Raw genomic sequence first — 24,148 nt, 5'->3', positions numbered from 1 at the left:
CCTGGTGACGGGGTCAGAGCCCTTCCCTGCGGGAAGGGATCCGACCCCGGCGGCGATCAGCCGTAGACCGGGTACTTGCGGCACTGCGCGCTGACGGCATCACGCACGCGGGCGATGACGGCATCATCGTTCGGCGCGTCCAGCACGTCGGCGATCCAGTTGGCCAGGTCCACGCAGTCCTGCTCGACGTAGCCACGGGTGGTCACGGCCGGGGTGCCCAGGCGCAGGCCCGAGGTCACGAACGGAGAACGCGGATCGTTCGGCACCGAGTTCTTGTTGACAGTGATGTGAGCCTTGCCCAGCGCAGCTTCCGCATCCTTGCCGGACACGTCCTTGCCGATCATGTCGACCAGCATCAGGTGGTTCTGGGTGCCACCGGAAACGATCTTGTAGCCGCGCGAGATCAGCGTGTTGGCCATCGCCTGGGCGTTCTTCACCACCTGCTGCTGGTAGGCCTTGAAGCCCGGTTCCAGCGCTTCCTTGAAGGCCACGGCCTTGCCGGCGATGACGTGCATCAGCGGACCGCCCTGGATGCCCGGGAACACGATCGACTGCAGCTTCTTGACCAGGTCTTCGTCGGCGCCCTTGGCGATGATGATGCCGCCACGCGGGCCGCGCAGGGTCTTGTGGGTGGTGGAGGTAACGACGTGGGCATGCTCCAGCGGGCTCGGGTAGACGCCAGCGGCGACCAGGCCGGCCACGTGGGCCATGTCCACGAACAGGTAGGCACCGACCTTGTCGGCGATGGCGCGGAAGCGCGCCCAGTCGATCACCTGCGAGTACGCCGAGAAGCCGGCGACGACCATCTTCGGCTTGTGCTCCAGGGCCAGGCGCTCGACTTCGTCGTAATCGATCAGGCCCTGGTCGTTGACGCCGTACTGCACGGCGTTGAACAGCTTGCCCGAGGCATTGACCTTGGCACCGTGGGTGAGGTGGCCGCCGTGGGCCAGGCTCATGCCGAGGATGGTGTCACCCGGCTGCAGCAGGGCGAAGTACACGGCCTGGTTGGCCTGCGAGCCGCTGTGCGGCTGCACGTTGGCGTAGTCCGCGCCGAACAGCTGCTTGAGGCGGTCGATCGCCAGCTGCTCGGCGATGTCCACGTATTCGCAGCCACCGTAGTAGCGCTTGCCCGGGTAGCCTTCGGCGTACTTGTTGGTCAGCTGGCTGCCCTGGGCTTCCATCACCGCCGGGCTGGTGTAGTTCTCGCTGGCGATCAGCTCGACGTGGTCTTCCTGGCGCTGGGTCTCAGCGGCGATGGCCTTGGCCAGTTCGGGATCGTAGGTTTCGATGCGGACGTCACGCGGGAACATCGGGTACTCCAGCAGGCAGGGAAAGGGGTACGGCTCAGCCCCTGATTGTAGCCCCGCACCGGCCTGCCGGGGCCGAAAAGGCCGGGGCCGGCACTCCCGAAGGAATCCGGCCCCGTATGGTTTCCAGGGATGTTGTGGGATCAGGGCCCTTTCCGTTGGAAAGGGATCCGACCCCGGCCGCGATCCTCAGCGACTGTTGATGATGTAGTCGGCGATGATGCCGGTCGCCACCGCCACCAGCAGCATGTTGCCGCGGTCGTCGCGGATCCAGTGGTGCCCATACGGCGGGCGGCGCAGGTGGTAGCGCGGGTAGTCGTTCACCACATAGATCGGGCCGCGGTAGTAATCGCGGTAGCGGTGGCCGACCTTCCAGCCGTAGCCCGGGCCGTAGACCACGCGCGGCGGCGGCGGGGCCGGGCGGTAGTAGCGGTCGTGATCGCGGTGCCAGTCGCGGCGGTCGCGCTCCCAGTCGCGGCGTGCCTCGCGGCGGTCGCGTTCCCAGTCACGGCGGTCCTGTCGCCATTCGCGGCGGTCCTCGCGCCACTCGCGGCGGTCATGGCCGCGACGGTGGTCGTTGTCGGCAAAGGCCGGGGCCACCGCGCCGAACGCCAGCACAGAGGCCACGGCGCCGGCCATTACTCGATTGATGCGCATGTCAGACCTCTGCTTGGGTGGTGGTGAGCCCATATTGCGCAACCGATCTGAACCGTTTCCGGCTGGAAACGCTTCCCGCTGCAGGACTGTGACGCAGTATTCAGCCCACGGCCAGCCCGACGGCGCCTGCCCGGCGCGGCCCGGAACCGGTTCCGGCTATAATTGCGGGTATTCCTTTCCAGTCTGTGCCCGCTGCCACAACGGGATGTTCCCGTGATGGGCCGGGCGCAGGGCCGCGCCTACGGAGACCTCATGTCCTCGCAATACATCTACACCATGAACCGCGTGTCCAAGGTGGTCCCGCCCAAGCGGCAGATCATCAAGGACATCTCGCTGTCCTTCTTCCCGGGTGCCAAGATCGGCCTGCTGGGCCTGAACGGCGCCGGCAAGTCCACCGTGCTGAAGATCATGGCCGGCGTGGACACCGATTTCGAGGGCGAGGCCCGCCCGCAGCCGGGCATCAAGGTCGGCTACCTGGCCCAGGAACCGGAACTGGACCCGAACAAGACCGTGCGCGAGTCGGTCGAGGAAGGCGTGGGCGAAGTGCTGCAGGCGCAGGCTGCGCTGGAAGCGGTGTATGCCGCCTACGCCGAGGAAGGTGCCGACTTCGACGCGCTGGCCAAGGAGCAGGAGCGCCTGGAGGCGATCCTGGCCGCCGGTGATGCGCACACCCTGGAAAACCAGCTGGACGTGGCTGCCGATGCGCTGCGCCTGCCGCCGTGGGATGCCAAGATCGCCAACCTGTCCGGCGGTGAAAAGCGCCGCGTGGCACTGTGCCGCCTGCTGCTGCAGAAGCCGGACATGCTGCTGCTGGACGAACCGACCAACCACCTCGACGCCGAGTCGGTGGAATGGCTGGAACAGTTCCTTGCGCGCTACACCGGCACCGTGGTGGCGGTCACCCATGATCGCTACTTCCTGGACAACGCCGCCGAGTGGATCCTGGAACTGGACCGCGGCCGCGGCATTCCGTGGAAGGGCAACTACACTGAATGGCTGGTGCAGAAGGATGAGCGCCTGAAGCAGGAAGAGAACCAGGAAAAGGCCCGCCAGAAGGCGATCCAGAAGGAACTGGAGTGGTCGCGCCAGAACGCCAAGGGCGGCCGTTCCAAGGGCAAGGCCCGTCTGGCCCGCCTGGAAGAGCTGCAGTCGCAGGATTACCAGAAGCGCAACGAGACCAACGAAATCTTCATCCCGCCGGGCGAGCGCCTGGGCAACATGGTGATGGAGTTCAAGAACGTCTCCAAGAAGTTCGGCGACCGCCTGCTGATCGACAACCTGTCGATGCTGATTCCGCCGGGCGCGATCGTCGGCATCATCGGCCCGAACGGCGCCGGCAAGTCGACCCTGTTCAAGATGATCACCGGCCAGGAAAAGCCGGATTCGGGCGAGATCGTGATCGGCCCGACCGTGCAGCTGTCCTACGTGGACCAGAGCCGCGACAAGCTGGAAGGCAACCACAACGTCTTCCAGGAAGTCGCCGGCGGCCTGGACATCCTCAACATCAACGGCATCGAGATCCAGTCGCGCGCCTACATCGGCCGCTTCAACTTCAAGGGCCAGGACCAGCAGAAGATGGTCGGTTCGCTGTCCGGTGGTGAGCGTGGCCGCCTGCACATGGCCAAGACCCTGCTGCAGGGCGGCAACGTGCTGCTGCTCGACGAACCGTCCAACGACCTGGACATCGAAACCCTGCGTGCACTGGAAGACGCGCTGCTGGAGTTCCCGGGCAACACCTTCGTGATCTCGCACGACCGCTGGTTCCTGGACCGCATCGCCACGCACATCATCGCTTTCGAAGGCGACTCGCACGTGGAGTTCTTCCAGGGCAACTACCGCGAGTACGAGGAAGACAAGAAGCGTCGGATGGGCGATGACGCTGCGCCGAAGCGCCTGCGCTTCAAGGCGCTGAAGTAAAGCAACCGGAAAGGCCGCGCTCGCGCGGCCTTTCTCCTTTCGGTAGGTCACCACCGTTGGTGGTGACGCTTTGAAGCGTACCGACCAACGGTCGGTACCCACCACCAACGGTCGGTACCCACGTTCTGCATTCGGGTAGGTCACGACCGTTGGTCGTGACACCTTAGTCGCGAGAATCTCCATGTCCCTGTTCGAGCGCATGTTCCAGCTGCAGCAGCACGGCACCACCGTGCGTACCGAGCTGCTGGCCGGCATCACCACCTTCCTGACGATGTCCTACATCGTCTTCGTCAACCCGGAGATCCTCGGCACCACCGGCATGGATGCGGGTGCGGTGTTCGTGGCCACCTGCCTGGCCGCCGCGCTGGGTTCGGCGGTAATGGCGCTGGCGGCCAACTTCCCGGTCGGCATGGCACCGGGGATGGGCCTGAACGCGTTCTTCGCGTTCACCGTGGTCGGCGCTGCCGGCCTGCCGTGGCAGCAGGCGCTGGGGGCGGTGTTCATCTCCGGCCTGGTGTTCCTGGTGCTGTCGCTGACCGGTGTGCGGGCATGGCTGGTGTCGGGCATTCCTTCGTCGCTGCGCTCGGCGATCGTGGCCGGCATCGGCCTGTTCCTGGCGATCATCGCACTGCAGAAATCCGGCGTGATCGTCGGCAACGAAGACACGCTGGTGGCGCTGGGCCCGTTGAACACGGCGCCGCCACTGCTGGCGCTGGCCGGTTTCCTGTTGATCGCAGTGCTGGAAGCACGCCGGATCCGCGGCGCGATCCTGATCGGCATCCTGGCGGTGACCGGTGCGGGCTGGGCATTGGGCGACGTGCAGTACCAGGGCCTGGTTTCGCTGCCGCCGAGCCTGGCCCCCACCTTCCTGCAGCTGGACCTGCCGGGCCTGCTGCACCATGACGGCGGTGCGCCGATCGCGGTGTTGCTGCAGGTAGTGCTGGTGTTCGTGCTGGTGGAAGTGTTCGATGCCACCGGCACCCTGTATGGCGTGGTCGGTCGCGCCGGACTGCTGAAGCTGCCGGGCGCGCAGAAGCGCTTCGGCCGCGCGTTGCTGGCCGACAGCACCGCCATCGTGGCCGGTTCGGTGCTCGGCACCAGCAGCACCACCGCTTTCGCTGAAAGCGCCTCGGGCGTGCAGGTGGGTGGCCGTACCGGCCTGACTGCGCTGGTCGTATCGGCGCTGTTCGTGGCCGCGCTGCTGTTCTCGCCGCTGGCGGCGATGGTGCCCAGCTATGCCACCGCACCGGCGCTGCTGTTCGTGGCCGGCCTGATGCTGCGCGAACTGGTGGAAGTGGACTGGAGCGACCTGACCGAATCGGTGCCGGCCGCACTGTGCGCGCTGGCGATGCCGTTCACCTACTCCATCGCGAATGGCCTGGCGTTTGGCTTCATCGCGTATGCGGCACTGAAGGCCGGCACCGGCCGCTGGCGCGAAGTGCATCCGGCGGTATGGCTGGTGGCGGTGCTGTTCACCCTGCGCTACGCGTTGGAGTAAGCACACGGTGGTGCCGGCCAGCGGCCAGCACCACCGGTCGCTGGGTTCACCTGCTGCGCACGGTGCTCTGGGATGATGCGGGCATGGTTGCGCCCGTCCTTCCCGCAGATCCGTCTTCGCCGTTGCGCCGCCGCCTGCTGCGCGCGGCCGTGCTGGCGCCGTTGGCCGGTACGCTCGCCACCCTGCCCGGCTGCTCGCTGCCGGTGCAGGTCGACGGCACCTTCCTGCAGCCCTGGCGCAGCCACCTGCAGTGGGGACTGGCCGACTGGCAGCGCTCGTTGAAGCTTGCACATACGCTGGGCTGCCGTCAGCTGGTGCTGCAATGGACCGGCATCGTCGGCGGCAGTGACGGCGACTGGTCACTGCCCGACGGCAGCCTGCAGCAGCTGTTCACCGCCGCCAGCGAGAACGACATCCGCATCCGCGTCGGACTGCCCTTCCAGCAACGCTGGTGGCAGGCGATCGGGGCCGACAATGCCACGCTGCAGGCGTTCCTCGCCGACAGCCTGGCGCATGCACGCCGCTGGTTGGCACAGGCGCCCTGGGCGCAGGTACCCGCCTTCGAGGGCTGGTACCTGCCCTACGAGCTGGAGCAGTACCACTGGGCCGATCCGGCCCGCCAGCAGTGGCTGGCGCAATGGCTGCACGGGCTGGCAGACGCCGCCCGCGCGCGCGGCGGTGACTGCGCGATCTCCTGCTACTTCAGCCGCCTGCAGACCGACGGCAACCTGGTCACGCTGTGGCAGGCGGTGCTGGCACAGGCCACGCTGCGGCCGATGGTGCAGGACGGCGTGGGCGTTGCCGGCGCCGGCAACGTGCAGCAGCTTCAGCCGTTGCTCGATCATTTCCACGCGCACGACATCGGCTTCGATGCGATCGTCGAGCTGTTCCGCGAACTGCCCGGCAGCGCCGCTGATGGCAGCGGGTTCAAGGGCGAGACTGCCGATGCCGCGCGGATCCAACGGCAGCTGGCGTGGGCACGCGACAGCCGCGCGCAGCACGTGCTGGTCTATGCGCTGGAGCCGTGGCTGACCCAGGACACGCCGCAGGCGGCGGCGCTGCGGCGGCGGTGGGGGTTGCCTCAGTAATAGAGGATGGCGGTGGCGAACAGGCCCTTGGCGCGCTGCGTATCACCGCCACCGATCGCAAAGCGGTACTGCACGGTCAGGTCGAGGTAGGAACGCGGCGTGTTGTAGCGGTCCTCGCGGAACCAGTAGCGCACGCCCAGGCCCGGCCCCGCGCCAAGTGACCAGCTGCGCTGCGTATCGTTGAGCGCGAACGACTGCGACGGGAACAGCGGGTAACGGATGTCGCGCACGCGCGAGCGCTGGTCCAGCCAGTCCGCCCCCACCACCAGATACGGCGTGACCACCCAGTGGGTCTGCCCGGCGCCAAAGCGGAAGCTGCGTCCGGCGCGCAGCTCACCGGCTGCGAACCACTGTTCGCGATGCAGGCGCCCGCTGGCATCGCCGATCCGCCGCACCGGTATGCCGTTGGCATCGAGTGCATCGAGCGTGAAATGCGCGCTGTTGTCATCCCATGTGTAACCGCCCTGCGCGTAGCCGCTGACCATCCACCACTGGTTCACGTCGGTGCGCAGGTCGGTACCGTGGTAATAGCCGTAGGTCAGGTAGGACATCCAGCCACCGGAACCGCTGGCCAGGCGGTAGCGGGCCAGCGTGCTGGCTTCCAGTGGCGGGTTCAGGGCCAGCTGCAGGCTGCACTGCACGGCCGCGGACGCGGGATAGACATCGCCCGTGCGGGTGGCGCTACCGAGAAACTGGCGGCGCTCGATGCCGGCGCTCAGGCCGGTCTGGCCGAAGGCGTAGCGCATGCCGAACGAGGCGATGGTGGACGGCCAGCCGGTGGTGGAACGCGAGCGGCTGAGACGGTCGGCGCGAGCACGTGCGTCGGGTGTCGATTCGCCGGTGCACGGGTCCACTGCGCGAATCGATTCGTAGGTGCCGCCCTCGTCGTACAGCGTGTTGAGCAGCCGGGTGTACAGCTCCAGCGTGCCATGCTGGTCATTGAACGCCGGGGGCCGCCAGAACGCTTCCAGCGTGCTGAACACCGAATCGCCCGACGTACTGATCGCCGCGCCGCCGACATTGGTCGCGGCCTGGCGCGCGCCGCGGAAACCGGCCGAGGCGATCACGCCCCACTCGCGCGAATAGTTGGCGATGGCATTGCGCACGTTGTAGCGCTGATGCGCATCCAGAGGCAGCTCACCGGCGTCGGCGCGATCAATGGCGCTGCGCAGCAGCGACACCGCCTGCGGATGATCTCCGTTGGCCGCACTCGCGTACGCCTGGTCGATCACCACGCTCTTGGGTGCCTTGCCGGTGGCCTCGGCGGCACGGAAGTCGGCCAGTGCGCGCGCCGGTTCACGGGCCTTCTGGTTGAGGTAGCCGCGTTGCATCAGCGCCACCGCGTCATCAGGGTGTTGTGCCAGCGTCGCATCCAGGCGCAGCCGCGCTTCGTCCTGCTGGCTGCGGTTGCCTGCCGCCAGCGTGGTGGTCAGCAGGCCTTGCAGGTCTGCATCGTCCGGTGCGAGTTGCACGGCCTGCCTTGCCTCACCGATGGCCTCGGCAAAGTCCTGCCGCGCGTAGGCTGCATATGCGCGCTGTGCGGCACCACCGTCGCCCTGCAGGTCAGCCGGCATCAGCTCGCAGACATTGCCGGTGCCATCCGACTGGCAATGCTGGAACGGCGCCGGATAGGCCTGCGCACTCATGCGCGGACGCTCGCGACTGGATCCGGTCGCCCTGGCGCGCTGCTCGATGCCCTGCTGCAGCAACTGCTGCGCGCGAGCATCGCCCACATCCGTGGGCAACGCCGCCTGCAGCGGCGCCAGCAGTGCAGCCGCACGTATGCGGTCCCCAGCGGCCAATGCCGCATCCACGGCCAGCAGGCGCACGTTGCGCTGTTGCGTTGTGGACCCCGGCAGGGCAAGCGCGGTGTCGAAGTCCTCATTGGCAAGCACGGTCTTGCCCTGGCGCTGGCGCAGATAACCGCGCATCACCCGGGCATTGAGATCGCCGCCGTCGGCCTGCAGTGCCTGGTCGGCGCTGCGCTCGGCGTCGGCCAGCTGCCCCTGCTGCAGCTGCGCGGTGATCAACAGCAACCGGTACGAAGCAACATCCGGCGCAAGCTCGACGGCGGCCCGCGCCTGCGCGACGGCCGCCGCATCGTTCTGCGTGGACAGCGACTGGTAGGCCTGCTGGGCCTGCAGCAGCGCGCGCTGGCGGGCCAGCGCCACGCGCCGCGCGTGCAGTTCCTCGACGTTCGGTGCGCCCAGCTGCAGCGCCGTGCCGATGGCCGCGTCGGCCAGTTCGGCCTGTTGCTGTGCTTCCAGCGCCGCCACCCACAGCATCGCCCAGGCGCCCTGCTTCGGCTGCTGGCGGAAGGCCTGCTCGGCCTTGCTGGCTGCTTCCCGCATGCGCCCGGCGTCATAGGCAGCATAGGCCTCGGTGGCCAGCGTGTAGGCCTGCTGCCTGGCGCGGTCTGCGCCGCTGCCGGCCGCGCGCGGTGGGGAGGGGGCGCGCCCGCCCCTGGCATCCGGGGGCGTGCTGCGCGCAGCGGTGGCAGCGGCCAGTGCCGGCAAGGCCGGATCCTTCAACCCGGCATCCAGTGCACGGCGCGCCTGCTGCTGCGCCTCCGCCGACCGGCCCAGTTTCTGCAACGCATAGATCTGCAGCAGGCGCAGCCGCACCACGTCCGGGCGCAACCGGACAGCTTCGCTGGACTGCTGGTAAGCCGCTTGATAGTCGCCGCGCTCGTAAGCGGCGAAGGCCTGCTCGGCGATGCGGTATGCAGCGCCGGACAACGGCAGCGGCGCATCGGCCTGCGCCAGCACCGGCGCGGCGGCCGTGGCCAGTGCCACGGCAATGACGGTGGACAGCAGCGTGGTCTTCATGCGGGCAAGGCTCCGGGAGGCGGCGACTGCAGCGCGGCCGCACGCCGGCGCTGCTCCTGCATGGCCTGGGCCACGGCCTCTTCGGTAGTGATGCCCTGCTTGACCAGGTAATCGCCAATGCGGCCATCGCGCTGCGGCTTGTACGCATCCAGTGCGATCTCGAAGCGCGCGTGGTCGATCAGGCGCATCTCCACCAGCAGGTCGCCCAGCAAGGGCACGTTGTCCAGCTGCCAGTGCTGGTCGCCGCCGATCAGGCGCAGGCCAGCGTTGATTTCGCTTTCGCGGGCGATGCTCTGTTCGATGTGTGCGCTGCGGGTTTCCTGCTTCAGCAATGCCAGCGCGTCTTCGGGCAATGGGCTGGCCACGGCCAGCCGCAGTGTCTGCTGCTGCCGCGGCGGTAGCGGCAGCATGCGCCACTGCACGCAGGCATCGGCGCTGACCGGGAATGAGCCCGCGCGCAGGTAGTCGACGTCGATGACCGCACGCGGCAGGTCGCCCTGGAAGGCGATGGCTTCGGCCAGGGTTTCATCATCCAGCCAGCCCTGGGTTAGCAGGATGCGGCCCAGCGGCTGCCGCCGGCCGGCATGCTGCTGCGCCAGCGCCTGCTGCAGCCGCTCCGGTTCCACCGCCTGCCAGGTGGTCAACAGCTCACCGAGCTGCTTGCGGGTCTGCACCAGCTGTGCCGCATCGGGGAAGTCGTGCATGGTCTTGTCCCAGACCATGCGCTTGCCGAACAGCAGGTAGGCCAGGAACACCTTCCATGCGCGGGCGGTGGCCATGAAGTTGATCATGTTGCCGACCACCATGCGCGGGATCGACATCAGCGCATGCTCCCAGCCGTACAAGCGGTTGACGAAGTAGAAGCGCTGCACGACGCGGGTCGCCAGCGCTGCTGTGGTCAGCAGCGCGACATTCATCTGCCAGGTACCGGCCTGGAACACGCTGGGGAACTGCATCGTCCACACCCCGGTCGCCTTCAACAGCCAGAACAACAGCAACTGCAGGAAGATGAGGTAGGCGATGATGCTGACGAACGAGGTGATGATGCCCTTGCGATCGCGCGCCAACAGGTACTTGGTAGCCAGCGAACCGCGCCAGCCCAGCGACTCCCAGCTCTGCAGGCCGATGCCCAGCACCCAGCGCGCCTTCTGCCGGTACGAGGCGCGGAAGTTGTCGGGGAAGTACTCACGCACGCACAGTGCCATCTGCTGGGTGCGCTCGCGCACCGGCCCCCAGCCGAACCAAGACGGCCGGCGCACGCGGAACTGCACCGGGAAGCGGGCGAAGATCGACTGCATGCCCATGGCTGCCAGCCGCGCACCGACGTCGTAATCTTCGGTGAGGCTGTCGGTGTTGAAAGGCTGGTTGTCGGTCTGCGCGCTCAACGCCAGCAGCGCACGCCGCGAAAAGCAGGTGCCGACGCCGGCCGACGGCACCATGCCGGACACGCTCTCGCGCACCACCAGGTCCTTGGCGTGCCATTCGGCGAACTCGTCCATGTAGACACCGGCCACCAGTTCGTACCATTCGCGGTCCAGCGAGGTGACCGGCAGCTGGATCATGTCCTTGCGCGGCAGCAGGTAGTTGTAGAAGCGCAGTTCCATCGGGTGCAGCACGTCTTCGCTGTCGTGCAGGATCACCCCGGCGAACTCGATGTCGTGGCGCTTCTCGTAGTCGAAGATCGCCAGGATCAGCCAGTTCAGGCAGTCGGCCTTGCTGGTCGGTCCGTCATGCGGCACCTCCACGCGACGCAGGCGCTTGTAGCGACGGCGCATGCGCTCGACTTCGTCGATGGTCTGCTGGTCGTTGGGATAGGTGCCGACGAACACGACGTACTCGCGGTAGTCGAGCACGTTGATCATGTTCTCGACCATCTGCGCGATGACGTCGTACTCCATCCACGCCGGCACCATGATCGCCAGCGGCTGTTCCGGCCGCTGCAGCAGGTCTTCCTGGGTCAGCGGCCGGTACGCGTCGCGGCGCTTGACGGTCAGCGCGCGCCAGCTCTCGCGCACCCAGTACCAGACATCGATGAACAGATCATCGAGGCTGGAGATCAGGATCAGCACGGCCACCGCCGCCGCCGTGGTTTCGAGGGCGGCGTAGTAGTTGGCCAGCTGGATGTTCCAGAACAGACCGTCCACGGTGGATCAATGTCCTGCGTTGGCGGACTTGCGGCGGCGCACCTGGGTGACGCGGGCGGCCAGCAGCGCGAATACGATCACGCCGACCAGCAGCAGCAACCAGACCATGTGCCGTTCCCACTTCGATTGCGGATTGCCATCGTGCGCGAGGCGCGTGCCATAGGGATCCTGGCGGTCGAACTCGCGCACGACGTCAGTGCCGTCAAGCACGGCAAGATCGCCGCGCAGCAACCGGAACGGTGCGCTGAACGACGGTGCCTGTGCACCGAGGTCGCTGTAGAGAACGCCCAACTGGCCGCCGGACGATCCCACCTGCACCACCGCGGCGTGATCCAGGCCGCTGACATCCAGCAGCGGTTGCGACGTGCCACCTACGCGCAGGTGGCCACCCTTCAGGCCGGCCACATCGACACCGACCGGCGCAACGCCGAAGGCCAGCCATGGCGCGCCCGGGCTGACCGCGGCACCGGCGTCGACCACCTTCAGTTCCGACGCCTCCGGCGAAGCGCCCACTGCACTGGTCACCGCGATGACCTTGCCCAGCGAGGCCGGTGCATCCTGCAGCCAGGCGCCGGGCACGAACACCTGGTTGCCGCGTGACAGCTGGCTGCTGGCACCGACGAAATCACTGCCCAGCGAGCGCTTGGCCAGGGTCAGGTGGCTGCTGGGCAGGATCGAGACTGGATAGCCGGTCGCCGGATCGTGGCAGTAGGGGCGTGCCGGTTGGCGCAGGAAGCTGACACGGATCTCGTTGCGCGCCGACAGCGCGTAGGCCGGTACCTTGGCCACCAGCCGTTGCGGTTGGCCGTTGGCCGACAGCACCTTGCCGCCCAGCAGGTAGTCGTTGAGGTAGATCGTGGCCACCGCGCCCTGACCCGCCGCATTGGGGGCCGCCGAGACATCGATCACCACTTGCCCGGGCAGGCGGCCATCGGCCGACAGCGTGCCCAGATCGAAGCTGGCGCTGCGGTCGGCACGGGTCACCACATCCATGGTTCCGGCGATGTTTCCGAGCCGGCTCAGCAGTACCTGGTCACCGTCCAGTTTGGGCGTTCCTGCTGCGCTGACCTGCAGGCTGCGGCCCAGCGCATAGCCGCGCCACTGTTCGGCGAACAGTCCGGCCACCTTGCCCGCTGCCGCCGGGTCGACCACCAGCGTCGGACGGCCCGCAACGGCCACCACGCTGACCGAAGCGTTGGCGGCGGGCTTCTCCAGGCCGCTCATGTCAGTACCGCGCCACGCAGCAAACGCTGCGCCCGCATCGGTGCCCGCCGCGCCGACCTGTGCGGCCAGCGCATCCAGCGCCGCGCGTACGCCGGCGCGCAATGCCTCGCTGCCGATCATCACATCGGCGGCAAGCGGCCCGCTGTCACGCAACGACAGCAGCGCCCCCACTTCGGCCAGATCCTTGATCGCGTGCACGCGTTCGCCCGTAGCCAGCGCTGCATAGGCCGGCACGCCCTGCAGGCTGGCCGGGACGCTGATGCCGGCCAGGTCGACGCTGTCGCCGACCTTGGGCAGCGCCACCACCTGCACCTGCTTGCCGCCGGCCTGCAACGCGGTACCAATGCGCCAGGCGGCATCATAGGTTGGCGCCTGCAGCGCCTTGCCCTCCACCAGCAGGCGCACCCGCGGTGGCAGCGCGCCCCAGGCCTTGGCGACGGTATCCACGGCACGCCCATCGAAGCGGTAGCTGAAGCGCGAATCCGGCGACAACCGCAGCACATTGGCCGGCGCGCTCTGGTCGGCACATTGATAGTCGGACACGATCGACCACCAGCCGACACCGACCCGCACGAAGCCGTTCTGGCGGGGTTCGCCATCAATGGCCAGCAGCTGGCTGGCATCGCCCTGGGCATCGGTGATCGAACGCGCGGCGACCGGATCGCCATCCACCGACCACAGGCCTGAAGTGCGCCCAGCGTGGCCACGCACATAGCGCCCATCGAGCTGCAGCTGCGCATCGCGGGTGGCAACACCGGCCGGCACCGGCAGGTAGACCTCGCGCTGGCTCTCCTGCCCACTGAGTACCAGCGGCTGGCGGAAGCCGAGTTCGCGCAGGGTCATCTGCCGGCTCACCGTGCTGTCGCCGCTCCATTCTGCGAACTGGCCGGCGACGCTGTCGGCGGCGTGGGCACTGCCAACCGCGCACGACAGGACGAACGCGGCGGCGGAAACAAACAGGGGACAGCGGCCGGTCTGGCTCATGGCGTCACTTCATGGAGAGGGTGGTGGGCGGCACCGCCGCTGCGGAGACCGGGCGAGAACTCGGGAAGAGGAGCGCCACGCAGGGCGGCGACGATGCGGGCGCTGGCGCGGCCATCGCCATAGGGACTGCCATCGGGGTCGAAACGGGTCGGCTGCGGTGGCTGTGCCAAGGCCGCATTGACCCCCTCGACGATGCGCGAGGGCGTGGTCCCGACCAGCGTCACCACACCGGCCTCGACCGCCTCCGGGCGCTCGGTGACGTCGCGCATCACCAGCACCGGCTTGGCCAATGCCGGCGCTTCTTCCTGCACGCCACCGGAGTCGGTGAGGATGACGTCGGCGCGCTGCATCAGGCGCACGAAGCGCAGGTAGTCCTGCGGCGGCACCAGGTGCACGTTGTCGAGGTTGCCCAGGTGTGCGTTGACCGGTGCCTGGACGTTCGGATTGAGGTGCACCGGGTACAGCACCTGCAGGTCCGGCCGCTGGGCCAGTTCGGCCAGCGCACGGCAGATGTCCTCGAAGCCCTGGCCGAAGCTCTCGCGGCGATGGCCGGTGACCAGCAGCAGGCGGCGCCCGGGGTCGAGCATGTGGAAGGGTTCGTCGGCCTGGGCACGCAGTGCCGGATCGGCATCCAGGCGCTGCACGGTCTGCTGCAGGGCATCGATGACGGTGTTGCCGGTGACCAGGATCTGACCGCCCAGATGCTCACGGGCCAGGTTGGCGCGCGAGCCGGGAGTGGGTGCATACAGCTGATGACCGACCACGTCGATCACCCGCCGGTTCATCTCCTCCGGCCATGGCCGGTTGATGTCGCCGGTGCGCAGGCCGGCCTCGACATGGCCGATCGGAATGCGGTGGTGGAACGCGGCCAGGGCGGCGGTCATCGCCGTGGTGGTATCGCCGTGCACCAGCACGCGATCCGGGCGGACCTGCGTGTAGAGCGCGTCAAGCCGCTCGAACAGCCTGGAGCACAGGCCATTGAGGGTCTGGTTGGGCACCATGACATCCAGGTCATGGTCGGCGGTGATCTCGAACAGCGACATCACCTGGTCGAGCATCGCCCGGTGCTGGCCGGTGATGCAGACCACCGATTCGATGTCCGCAGCCTCGGCCAGGGCGCGCACCAGCGGCCCCATCTTGATCGCTTCCGGTCGGGTGCCGAACACCGACAGGACCTTCACCGGGGTGCTCCGGAAGGACCGTACTGGAGAATGCCAGTAGCTGTAGCCACGTCTGGATCCTTTCGGCGTTCCCGCCCAATGCCCGCAGGCAGGAGACGGTCACCTCATGAGGAAACTCCAAATTCGCGACGTCCATCACATTAGATTGATGGTACGTGCGTCGTGGCACTGATCTTCATCGTTGGAAGATCAAGACGCAGTCAACGCCGCCCGTGGGACGGGCGACGTTGCGGCGGAACGCAGCAGGGACAGCCGCCCGGGCGGCCTTACTCGTACTGGATGGTGAAGGTGGCCTGGCCGTTCGCGACACCCGCACCCACCGTACCGGCCTGGGTCTGCACATAGCGCGCGCGCAGGGGCAGCGCCATGACGCTGGTCCCCGGCGCGGTGGTGCCGACGTTGATGGTCTGGCCGAAGCGCACTTCGCGCTCGGTGGTGCCAACGCGCTGGACCATCTGGATGCCGATGCGGGTGGCGCTGTTGCTGGCTGCGCTGAGCTTCAGCACACCCGGCATGTTCGAGCTGTCCTGGTCGGCATCGAGGCGGATGCCGATCTTGCTCTGGTAGGCGGCAACATTGCTGCCCTGGCAGTTCAGGCGGATCTCGAAATCACGATCGACCGCGCGCGAACCGACACCGGTGAAGGTGGTGTTAGGCACGCTGCCGAAGTCGACGGCGATGTTGCGGCTGCCGGCCTGCACTTCGCAGGTCGGGCTGACCACGGTGGTGCCCGAGCCCTTGAAGGTGGAGGTCAGCACCGGTCGGCCGGCGCCATCACCGTCGAAGTAGTACGTGGTGAAGCGGCCGTTCGGCGCGATCACGCCCGAGCCTGTCTGTGCCGCAGTCTTGATCAGCTGGATGCGGAACGTGCCTCCGACCAGCGAGATGGTGCTGTTGCTGGCGAAGTTGATGGTGTGCGGATAGTAGGTCTGGATCGCGCCGGAGTCGCGGTACAGGCGGATGCCCACGCCCACCACATCGGTTTCATAGACGTTCGAGAAGCCGGCCACCGGACGCTTCTGCGCGGCGTTGACGTACTCGCCGATGGAACGGCCACCGGACCAGTCGCAGCGTGCCACGCTGTTCTGCTGGTTGATTGGTTCGCTGATCTCCTTGATCACGCCACCGACCGGCGTGCTGGGCAGGATCACGATCTGGCCCATGTCCATGGTCACGTCCTGCGCGGTGAACCAGCTGGACTGGATGCGGCACGACGCGCTGGCCTGCTGTGCCAGCAGTGCGCCACCCAGCAGTACAAGGGCCGTCAGCGCCTTGCGGCCACGGGAAGAAATCATCGGCATGCTGCCTCCAGCGGAATGAAGCCGGTCTTGGACGCATCGGCGCCCGCCGGAACCTGGTAATCGATGGTGCAGCGCTGGTCGGCACCGGCGCCCCACTCCACCAGCAGGCGGCCCTGGTTCTTTTCACTGCGCACGTACAGGCGGCCGCCCTGGCTGACCATGCCGACCGGCTGGCCCTGCTCATCCTTGACCTGTGCACCGAACGGCATGCTGCGGCCATCCGGGTTGCGTACCTGGATCAGCAACGCGTTGCCCTTGCGGGTATCGAAGCGCAGGTAGCTGATGGCACCGGCGAACGGTGCGATCGACTGGCTGGTGCTTTCCAGCTCGACGTCGTGGGCCATGCCCTGCGGATCGAGGGTGACGGTGTTGAGGCGGTACGGCGACACGTACGGCACCACGGCGTAGCCGCGGCCATCGACGCGCAGGCCCGGGGCGTTGCTGACGATCGCATCGCGCGCGCCCGGTGCCTCGACCAGCACCATGGTGTCGCCACGCTGCGGGGTGAAAGTGAAGCCGCCCGGATGCACCACCACGCTGCCGTTGGCACCGACGGAGGCCTGGCGGAAATCACGCGAGTGGCTGTAGGTGGCATTCAACGCGGAGTAGCGGCTGCGGTATTCGGCATTGCCGACCGCCGTGGTGCCACCCTCGCGGGAATCGGACAGGGCCACGCCGTAGCTGAAGTTGTTGTCGACGCCGGCCGAACCGGTGATGCCGACGCGGCTGTTGTCGTAGCCACCGCGGTCGCGCACGCCCAGATCGGCACTGAACGACACCGGGTGGGTACCACGGCCCAGCGGCACGCTCATCGACAGCAGGTACTGGGTGTCGGAACGGCCGAGCACGCCTTCTTCGGTGCGCAGCGCCGAGAAGCCGTAGTTCACCGAACGCCAGGCGTTGTTGTAGCCCACCTGGTACTGCTTGGAGGTGCCGGAGCGGTCATAGAAGTCACGCACCGAACCGGTCACGTACAGCGCACCGCCACGACGGCCCAGCGGCTGGTTCAAGGTCACCTGGAACTGGCTGCGCTGGCGACCACGGGTGGTCGGATCGATGCCGCGCTTGTCCGAGTCACGGCCATACAGCGCGTCCTGCAGGCTGTAGAAACCTTCGGTCGAGTAACGGTAGGCGGCCAGGGTCAGGTTGGTGCCGGTCTCACCGATCATGTTGCTGTAGCTCAAGCGCACGCTGGCGCCGGTGTGGCTGCCGTAGTGGTCGAACGAGGTGCGTGCATGGGTGACGTCTGCCGCGAAGGCACCGACCCGCGTGGACAGGCCGACACCGTACAGCAGCGACAGGTAGCCATCGCTCAGCGCGCTGCCGCCGTACAGGGTCAGCTGGTTGCCGATGCCGCGCTGGTAGGTGCCCTGCACCAGCCAGGGTTCGTCGGCCAGCAGCTTGTTGCGCACTTGGCCGGCGGTCAGCGAGTAACGCGACACGCCTTCGCGCAGCATCTGCGGCACCGAGCCGAACGGCACCTTGAATTCGCGGCGGCGGCCATCGGCCTCGATCACGCTCACTTCCAGGTCTCCGCCGTAGCCGGTCGGGTACAGGTCATCGATGACGAAGTTGCCCGGCGAAACGGTGGAGGAGTAGATCAGCTGCTGGTTCTGGCGCACTTCGATGCGTGCGTTGGTCTCGGCGATGCCGCGCACCACCGGCGCGTAACCGCGCAGCGAATCGGGCAGCATGCGATCGTCGCTGGCCAGGCTGGCACCGCGGTAGCCGATCGAGTCGAACAGCTCGCCGGTGGTGTAGGCCTCACCGATGGTGAGCATGCCGCGCACCTGCGGGATGCCGCGCTGTGCGTAGGTGGCGATGCTCTGCCAATGGCGGCCGTCACCCTCGGACCAGGTCAGGTTGGAGTCGTGGCGGAACTGCCAGCCACCCAGGTTCAGGCCGGCATTGAGGCCGAGATAGGCACTGCGGTTGCGCTGGCCACCTTCGACACGGCTGTTGCTGTCGATGGCATTGAAGCTGTAGCCGACGAAACCGGCATTGATGCCGCGGTCCCACAGCGCCGGGTTGACGTAGCCGCGTGCCTCACGGCGCAGGAACACCTGCGGGATGCTGAGGTCGTAGCGCAGGTTGCCGCTGTCGTAGACACCATAGGCGTTGGCCATGCGCTGCTGCACCGGCACGCAGCTGGTCGTGTCGGTCGGCAGCGTCGGGTCCTGCTGCAGCAGCACGGCCTCGCTGTCCACGCCCATTTCTTCCAGCATCGGCAGCGGCAGGCAGGCGTCGACACGGCCCTGTGCATCGGCCTTGAACTGCAGGTCACGACGGCCCTGCCAGGCACCGTTGACGTAGACATCGACACGGTAACTGCCGGCCACCATCGGGTTGCCGTTGCTGAAGGCAGCCAGGTCGACCTGCTTGGCCTGGCCGGACAGGAAGCTCGAATTGAACTGGGCCGATTCCGGTGCACGCGCGTTGGCCGCACCACTCTGCGCCATCAGCGCCTGTTCGCCGAGATTGGCCGGTGCAGCCAGCGCCCATCCTGGGCAGGCCGCGCCAACAACCAGCAGGCAAAGCGCCTGATGGATCGACAATGTCAATCTGTTTCCGATCACACTGACATTCCTTCAATTCGCCGCACGGCGGCGGTGGCGGGATGCGCAGGCCCTTGGCCGGCGCGGCGCGTTCAGCTCCCGGTGCTGTCGAGGCGGACGGTGTGCTCGACCCGGCCGCCGTAATCGTTGATGGTGATGAAGCGCACCTGGTTGGTGCCCGCCGGCGCGGCGAACTCCAGGCTCTGCTTCGGCGCGACCATCGCGCCCTTGTCCTCGACGGCCTTTTCGCCGCTGCCGGTCACGGCATGCACTTCGGCCAGAGTGACGTGGAAGGGGCTCGGGTTTTCCACCCGCAGGCGGTCGCCATTGCGGGTCCAGCGCAGCGCTGCCGGTGCGTCGTTGGCGACGCCCTTCAGGCCCTGCGGCCGGTAGAAAAGCTTCAGGCGCGAACGGAACGCAACCTGCAGGTAATTCTGGTCACCACTGTCGGCGTTGTCCGGCGACGGCGGTACGTCCAGCACATTGAGCCAGAACACCGTCTCGTGATCGGTCGGCAGCTGCGCGCCGGAGAAGATCAGGCGCAGCGCCTGGCTGCGGCCCGGCTCGACGCGCGCGATCGGCGGCGTCAGCACGAACGGAGCATCGCTGGTATCGGCGGTCTGGTTGGCGTCGCCACTGTCGATCCAGGCCTGGACCAGTGCGGGCGAGTCGCCCACGTTGTCGACCTGCACGGTGACTTCGCGTGCCTGTGCCGGGTAGATCACCCGCGTGCCATTGACCACCACGCCGGCCAGTGCGTTCTGGCAGAGGGGCAGCGTGAACGCTGCCAGCAGCAGCGCCCGGGGAAAGAGTGCTTTCATCGGAAGTACTACGCTCGAGGGGTGTGGCCAAGGGCCGCGGAGCACTGGCCGGCGCGTACGCCGGCCAATGCGGGTACGGCTACGATCAGTTGTAGATGATCGTGTACTTGACGCTGCTGGTGACGTCGCCCGGGGTGGCGGCGGCAGTGGCGTAGTACTCAGCGTAGTAGTTCAGGTCGGCCGAGCCGTCGGTGCCGACGGTGACCCACTGCGAGTTGGTCTGGGCCAGGCCAGCGCCAGCCGCCTTGATCGGGAGGAACTGGTTGTTCGAGCCCAGCAGCTGCAGCTGCACGTTGGTGGCAGCGTTGGCCGAGGCCTGGTTGACCAGGCGGCCGCTGTTGAAGTCGACGGTCGAACCCGGCTCGAAGTAGGTGGCGACGTTGCCGGCGCTGCACTTGGTCAGGTTGATGGCGAACGGGGTACGGCCCGCAACGGCACCGGCGGTAGCCAGGGTGTTCTTCGACACGGTCGGCAGGGTCACGGCGAAGTCCTTGCCGCCCGGGGTCGAGATGGTGCAGGTCTTGTCGGTCACCTTGCCATTGAAGGTGATGGTGCCGTCGGCGGCGTTGGCGGCCAGCGGAGCGGCGGCCAGCATCAGAGCGGCAATGAGGTTGATCTTGTGCATTCGCTTTTACCTAACCCTACTGAAGAGATGAGAAGTAGAGGAGGAAGCAAGGAGCACTGCCGGGCTAACAAGACCCATCCTTGCGTCTCACCTGTGGCCGGACTCGGACATACCTTCCCCTGAATCCGTGACGCAAGTATATGCACAAATGTGATGAAAGTCTCATTATTTTTCTGAACGCCAATTCATTGACGCTCTAAATGTGACGTGATAGGCGGAATCTGCGCCTGGGAGGCGTGAAAGATTTGACGACGGGGCCGCCAGGTCGCGGCCGACCGTGGATGACGCGTTGAGAGGCGCGTTCGGCAGGCGCGGAAACAGGCCTTTTTCAGCCGGAAATCGCCTTATTTGATGCGCATCACTCTTTCTTGGTGATGGCCCTAGCAGATTCGGATTTGTCCTATTAAAGGCGGATCGAACCTGTCGCTAACTAGGACACACCGAACCAGAGAACGTGTCATGAGGAATTCCATTCTGCTGTGTGTGGCCCTGATGTCCGTCAGTGCGCTGGCCCAGGCCAGCAGCGGCAGCATCCGTTTCAGCGGCCGCATCGCCGAGCCGGGCTGCACGACGAACCTGTCCCAGGGTGAGCTGAGCCTGGCGGCCTGCCCGCCGTCGGCCAAGGGCTCGACGGTGGAAGTGACGGCACTGGCCGATGGCCAGGCCGCGACGCTGCGCGATGGCAAGCGCCAGGGCCAGAAGCTGTCGGTGTCGGCCAGCGCGATGCGCGCCGGCGATATCGCCTTCTCCGAGCGTTACAGCGTGCAGGCTTCGAAGCAGCAGCCGCTGCAGGGCGCCTACCTGGTGGTGGTCGACTACCTGTAAGCCGACGTATTTACGCCGGCGGCAGCTCGAAGACCTGGCGCAGGTAGGCCAGGTAGCCCGGGTCGTCGCACATGCTCTTGCCCGGCGAATCGCTGAGCTTGGCCACCGGCTGGCCGTTGCAGCGGACCATCTTGATGACGATGTTGAGCGGTGTCGGGCCCAGGTCATTGGTCAGGTGGGTGCCGACACCGAACGCGACCTGGCAGCGACCGCGGAAGTAGTCGTACAGGCGCATGACCTTGGCGATGTCGAGCCCATCGCTGAACACCAGCACCTTGCTGCGCGGATCGACCCGGCGCTGCTGGAAGTGCGCCAGCATGCGGTCACCCCAGTCGAACGGATCGCCTGAGTCATGGCGCACACCGTCGAACAGCTTGCAGAAATACATGTCGAAGTCGCGCAGGAACGCGTCCAGGCCGACCACATCGGACAACGCGATGCCGAGGTCGCCGCGGTACTCGCGCGCCCAGGATTCCAGTGCCGCCACCTGCGAATCACGCAGGCGCGGGCCGAGCGCCTGGAACGCCTGCAGGTACTCGTGGGCCATGGTGCCGTGCGGGGTCATGCCGTACAGGCGCGCGAAATGGACGTTGCTGGTGCCGACCAGCTGCGGGCCGAGCGCGTCGCGCAGCAGCGGCAGCAGCCGGGCATGCCAGTCACGCGAGTAGCGGCGACGGCTGCCATAGTCGGCGATGCGGCATTGTTCGAAGCCGGGGGTATCGCGCAGCAGCGCGGCCTTGGCCTGCAGGCGGCGCTCGCCTTCGGCGAAGTCGGCCGTGGTGGTGTTGCGGAACCAGACTTCGTTGATGATCGCCAGCAGCGGCACTTCAAACAGGATGGTGTGCAGCCACGGGCCGGTGATGTCCAGTTCGATCTCGCCGGGCACGGCCGTCGACGCACGCAGTTGGATGTACTTGCGGTCGAGGTGGAACAGGCCGAGGAAATCGGCGAAATCCGGCTTCACGAAGCGCAGGCCACGCATGTAGTCCAGCTCCGCGTCACTGAAGCGCAGGCTGCACAGGTGGTCGATTTCTTCGTCGATCTGGTCGATGTAGCGGGCCAGGTCGATGCCGGGCGTACGGCACTTGAACCGGTACTGCACCTGGGCGCCGGGGTGCTGGTGCAGCACCGCCTGCATCATGGTGAACTTGTACAGGTCGGTGTCGAGCAGGGACTGGATGATAGGCATAGGGCGGATTATGCGCCCGGCAGGGTGAACCGGGGTGCCTCCGGCCACGCTCGGCTCACGGGGAACAGCATTGGTAGATCCACGCCATGCGTGGATGCTCCTGCGGCGCTACAACGACCTGCGCAGCAGGCGCGGCACCAGCATCGCCGCATGCGCCCAGATCGCGGCCCACACCGCAACGCGTACCGGCAGCGAGCGCTGCCTGGCCTCGAACTTCTGGAAGTAACGCCACAGCCCCCTGTGCTTGTGCCATTCCACGAAGAATGGCCGCGAACGGCTGGAGACGCCGCGCACATGGGTAACCTGCAGGTCGTTGGCGATCGCCACCACCGCGCCGGCCTCGCGTGCGCGGCGGCACAGATCCAGGTCCTCGGCATGCAGGCGGTAACCCGCATCCCAGCCACCGATGCGCTCGAACAGGGTACGCGGCATCATCAGCAGCGCACCGGACAACGCCGGCACCGGCTGCACGGCCTGGTGCGGATCGCGCGGAACCGCCAGCTTCGAACCCTTGCCCGGCGAGCGCAGCATCAGCAGGAAATCCGGATCGCGACGGCGCACCGCTTCATCGGCGTGGCCGTGCTCGTCCACCTGCTCCACGCCCAGCAGGCAATCGCCCAGCACCTCACCACGGCTGCGCAGTTCGGTCAGGGTGTCCGGCTCAATCATCAGGTCCGGGTTGATGAAGGCCAGCCATGGGCTGTGCGAGTCGGCCACGCCCTGGTTGTTGGCGGCGGCAAAGCCGGGATTGTCCGGATTGCCGACGAAGCGCACGCGCGGGTCATGGCTGGCGTGCCGCTGCACGATGTCCAGCGTGCCATCCAGCGAACCATTGTCGATCACCCGGATCTCGGCGATGTCCTGCGCCTGGCGCAGGCGCGACAGGCAGGCATCGATGGTGCTGCCACTCTGGTAGGTGACGACGATGGCGGCAATGGCTGCATTCAAACGGGAGGCTCCGGCGCGGGCGGGACGAACAGGTCGCCCTGTTCCTTCGGCATTATCGCCTGCCGCATGCGCTGCTGCAGGTCGGCACGCAGACCGTGCAGTGGATCGTGCATCAGGAAATCGGCCAGCCGCGGCACCCAGGCCGGCCAGCGCGCGGCCAGGGCCTCCAGATCGCCATCGCGGCTGACCGCCTCTCCTGCCCGGCCGACGAACGCGGTCTCGCACAACACGTTGCGCCACCCCAGGCCCGCCATGCGCAGGCTCAGGTCGACCAGCGCGGCATTCCAGCCGGCATAGCTGTCCACGTCCAGGCCACCGGCACGGCGGCGAGCGTTGCCACGTACCAGCACCGCGTGGGTGACCGCCGATGGCAGCTCCGGGTGAAGCGTCGGCAACGTGGCGCAGGTATGCGCCAGCAAGGCCGGGTCATGGGGTTCGGGATTGATCTCGCCCAGCCGTGGCCACGCCGCGGTCTCGCCGGCATTGCACCAGGGGGTCGCGGTGGCAATGGCGGCATCGCGGGCGAAGGCATCCTGCAACTGCTGCAACCAACCGGGCGACGGCACGCTGTCCGGCGCCAGCACGGCCACGTCCAGGCCATCGCAGGCGCGCAGCATCTCGTCCAGATGGGCAACCTCGCCCAGTGGGCGCGCGCGCCGGGTGTACTCGGCCTGCAGCGGCGTATGCGCCAACCAGTGCTCGACCACGGCCTGCGCACGCGGCCCTGCCTGCGCGTCATCGGCCAGCCAGACCGCGGTGCCCGGCGCGGTGCCGGCATCCAGTGCGGCCAGGCAGCGGTCGAGCGCGGCATCGTCCACGCACAGCGGCAACAACACGATCGCCCCCATCCCGCCTCCGTGGTTGTCGGTGGCCACAGCGTAGCACCGGGAGGGTATCGGCCGGGTTGCACCCGGCACCCGCGGTAGTGCCGGCCGCTGGCCGGCAGCAGCCGAAGCAGAAGCTGGGTTCCTGCGGGATGGCGGGGTGGGTCCGGTTGCGGGGGACGCCGTAAACCCATCCTTGGTGGCTTGGCCGCGGCATCCATGCCGCGGCCCC

Annotated in this window: 17 protein-coding genes; 4 read left to right on the top strand and 13 right to left on the bottom strand. The window is 67.3% G+C overall.

Going from position 1 to position 24,148, the window contains the following annotated elements; translation table 11 throughout:
* Positions 1-56: 56 nt before the first annotated feature.
* Both glyA and ACM0O9_RS12940 read right to left on the bottom strand, forming a co-directional pair.
* Positions 57-1,310 carry a serine hydroxymethyltransferase gene (glyA, locus tag ACM0O9_RS12945; RefSeq protein ID WP_005415251.1) on the bottom strand — a complete coding sequence of 418 codons (1,254 nt, stop codon included), beginning with the start codon at positions 1,308-1,310 and terminating at the stop codon, positions 57-59.
* Positions 1,311-1,496: 186 nt separating this feature from the next.
* A complete protein-coding gene (locus ACM0O9_RS12940) occupies positions 1,497-1,964 on the bottom strand; it encodes an RcnB family protein (protein ID WP_032953924.1) in 468 nt (155 codons plus the stop codon).
* Between the two features lie 252 nt (positions 1,965-2,216).
* On the opposite strand from ACM0O9_RS12940, the gene ettA reads away from it, so the two are divergent.
* The 3 genes from ettA to ACM0O9_RS12925 all read left to right on the top strand — a co-directional run bounded on the left by ettA (position 2,217) and on the right by ACM0O9_RS12925 (position 6,467).
* A complete protein-coding gene (gene ettA, locus ACM0O9_RS12935; protein ID WP_414604227.1) occupies positions 2,217-3,881 on the top strand; it encodes an energy-dependent translational throttle protein EttA in 1,665 nt (554 codons plus the stop codon).
* A 181-nt stretch (positions 3,882-4,062) separates the two neighbouring features.
* The gene (locus tag ACM0O9_RS12930) at positions 4,063-5,379 is read left to right on the top strand and encodes an NCS2 family permease (protein WP_005415248.1); all 1,317 of its coding nucleotides are present in this window, start codon (positions 4,063-4,065) and stop codon (positions 5,377-5,379) included.
* A gap of 83 nt (positions 5,380-5,462) precedes the next feature.
* Positions 5,463-6,467, top strand: coding sequence for a DUF4434 domain-containing protein (locus tag ACM0O9_RS12925; RefSeq protein ID WP_414604228.1), 1,005 nt, complete (start codon positions 5,463-5,465; stop codon positions 6,465-6,467).
* Here ACM0O9_RS12925 and ACM0O9_RS12920 read toward each other — a convergent pair.
* The 8 genes from ACM0O9_RS12920 to ACM0O9_RS12885 all read right to left on the bottom strand — a co-directional run bounded on the left by ACM0O9_RS12920 (position 6,461) and on the right by ACM0O9_RS12885 (position 20,130).
* Positions 6,461-9,295, bottom strand: a complete 2,835-nt coding sequence (locus tag ACM0O9_RS12920; RefSeq protein WP_164092968.1) for an NfrA family protein — start codon at positions 9,293-9,295, stop codon at positions 6,461-6,463. The genes ACM0O9_RS12925 and ACM0O9_RS12920 overlap by 7 nt on opposite strands.
* Complete coding sequence (locus tag ACM0O9_RS12915) at positions 9,292-11,439, bottom strand: glycosyl transferase family protein (protein ID WP_053498095.1); 2,148 nt, start codon at positions 11,437-11,439, stop codon at positions 9,292-9,294. Before ACM0O9_RS12915 ends, ACM0O9_RS12920 begins: the two co-directional genes overlap by 4 nt.
* Positions 11,440-11,445: 6 nt before the next feature.
* Positions 11,446-13,647, bottom strand: coding sequence for a cellulose biosynthesis cyclic di-GMP-binding regulatory protein BcsB (locus ACM0O9_RS12910; protein WP_235649839.1), 2,202 nt, complete (start codon positions 13,645-13,647; stop codon positions 11,446-11,448).
* Positions 13,644-14,828, bottom strand: a complete 1,185-nt coding sequence (wecB, locus tag ACM0O9_RS12905) for a non-hydrolyzing UDP-N-acetylglucosamine 2-epimerase (protein WP_053498091.1) — start codon at positions 14,826-14,828, stop codon at positions 13,644-13,646. The genes ACM0O9_RS12910 and wecB overlap by 4 nt, the downstream gene beginning before the upstream one ends.
* Positions 14,829-15,094: 266 nt before the next feature.
* On the bottom strand, positions 15,095-16,129 hold the full coding sequence (locus ACM0O9_RS12900; RefSeq protein WP_235649840.1) for a fimbrial protein: 1,035 nt from the start codon (positions 16,127-16,129) through the stop codon (positions 15,095-15,097).
* Entirely contained in the window at positions 16,120-18,684 is a 2,565-nt protein-coding gene (locus ACM0O9_RS12895; RefSeq protein ID WP_005415240.1) for a fimbria/pilus outer membrane usher protein, read from the bottom strand. Before ACM0O9_RS12895 ends, ACM0O9_RS12900 begins: the two co-directional genes overlap by 10 nt.
* Positions 18,685-18,776: 92 nt before the next feature.
* On the bottom strand, positions 18,777-19,505 hold the full coding sequence (locus ACM0O9_RS12890; RefSeq protein ID WP_065186240.1) for a fimbrial biogenesis chaperone: 729 nt from the start codon (positions 19,503-19,505) through the stop codon (positions 18,777-18,779).
* A gap of 85 nt (positions 19,506-19,590) precedes the next feature.
* A complete protein-coding gene (locus ACM0O9_RS12885; protein WP_005415238.1) occupies positions 19,591-20,130 on the bottom strand; it encodes a fimbrial protein in 540 nt (179 codons plus the stop codon).
* 459 nt (positions 20,131-20,589) lie between these two features.
* Between ACM0O9_RS12885 and ACM0O9_RS12880 the strand changes: the two genes are divergently transcribed.
* Positions 20,590-20,955 (top strand): fimbrial protein, encoded by a 366-nt coding sequence (locus ACM0O9_RS12880; protein ID WP_049414538.1) that lies wholly within the window; start codon positions 20,590-20,592, stop codon positions 20,953-20,955.
* Between the two features lie 10 nt (positions 20,956-20,965).
* Here ACM0O9_RS12880 and pncB read toward each other — a convergent pair whose 3' ends face one another.
* From pncB to ACM0O9_RS12865, 3 genes are all read right to left on the bottom strand, one after another.
* On the bottom strand, positions 20,966-22,144 hold the full coding sequence (pncB, locus tag ACM0O9_RS12875) for a nicotinate phosphoribosyltransferase (protein ID WP_005415236.1): 1,179 nt from the start codon (positions 22,142-22,144) through the stop codon (positions 20,966-20,968).
* Positions 22,145-22,252: 108 nt separating this feature from the next.
* Positions 22,253-23,092 carry a glycosyltransferase family 2 protein gene (locus ACM0O9_RS12870; RefSeq protein WP_065179816.1) on the bottom strand — a complete coding sequence of 280 codons (840 nt, stop codon included), beginning with the start codon at positions 23,090-23,092 and terminating at the stop codon, positions 22,253-22,255.
* Positions 23,089-23,940, bottom strand: coding sequence for a glycosyltransferase family 2 protein (locus ACM0O9_RS12865; protein WP_065196237.1), 852 nt, complete (start codon positions 23,938-23,940; stop codon positions 23,089-23,091). Before ACM0O9_RS12865 ends, ACM0O9_RS12870 begins: the two co-directional genes overlap by 4 nt.
* Between the last annotated feature and the right edge of the window lie 208 nt (positions 23,941-24,148).

The sequence above is a fragment of the Stenotrophomonas sp. FR012 genome (assembly GCF_047520565.2).
Classification (GTDB): domain Bacteria; phylum Pseudomonadota; class Gammaproteobacteria; order Xanthomonadales; family Xanthomonadaceae; genus Stenotrophomonas; species Stenotrophomonas sepilia.
This window is presented reverse-complemented; position numbering and strand designations above follow the sequence as displayed.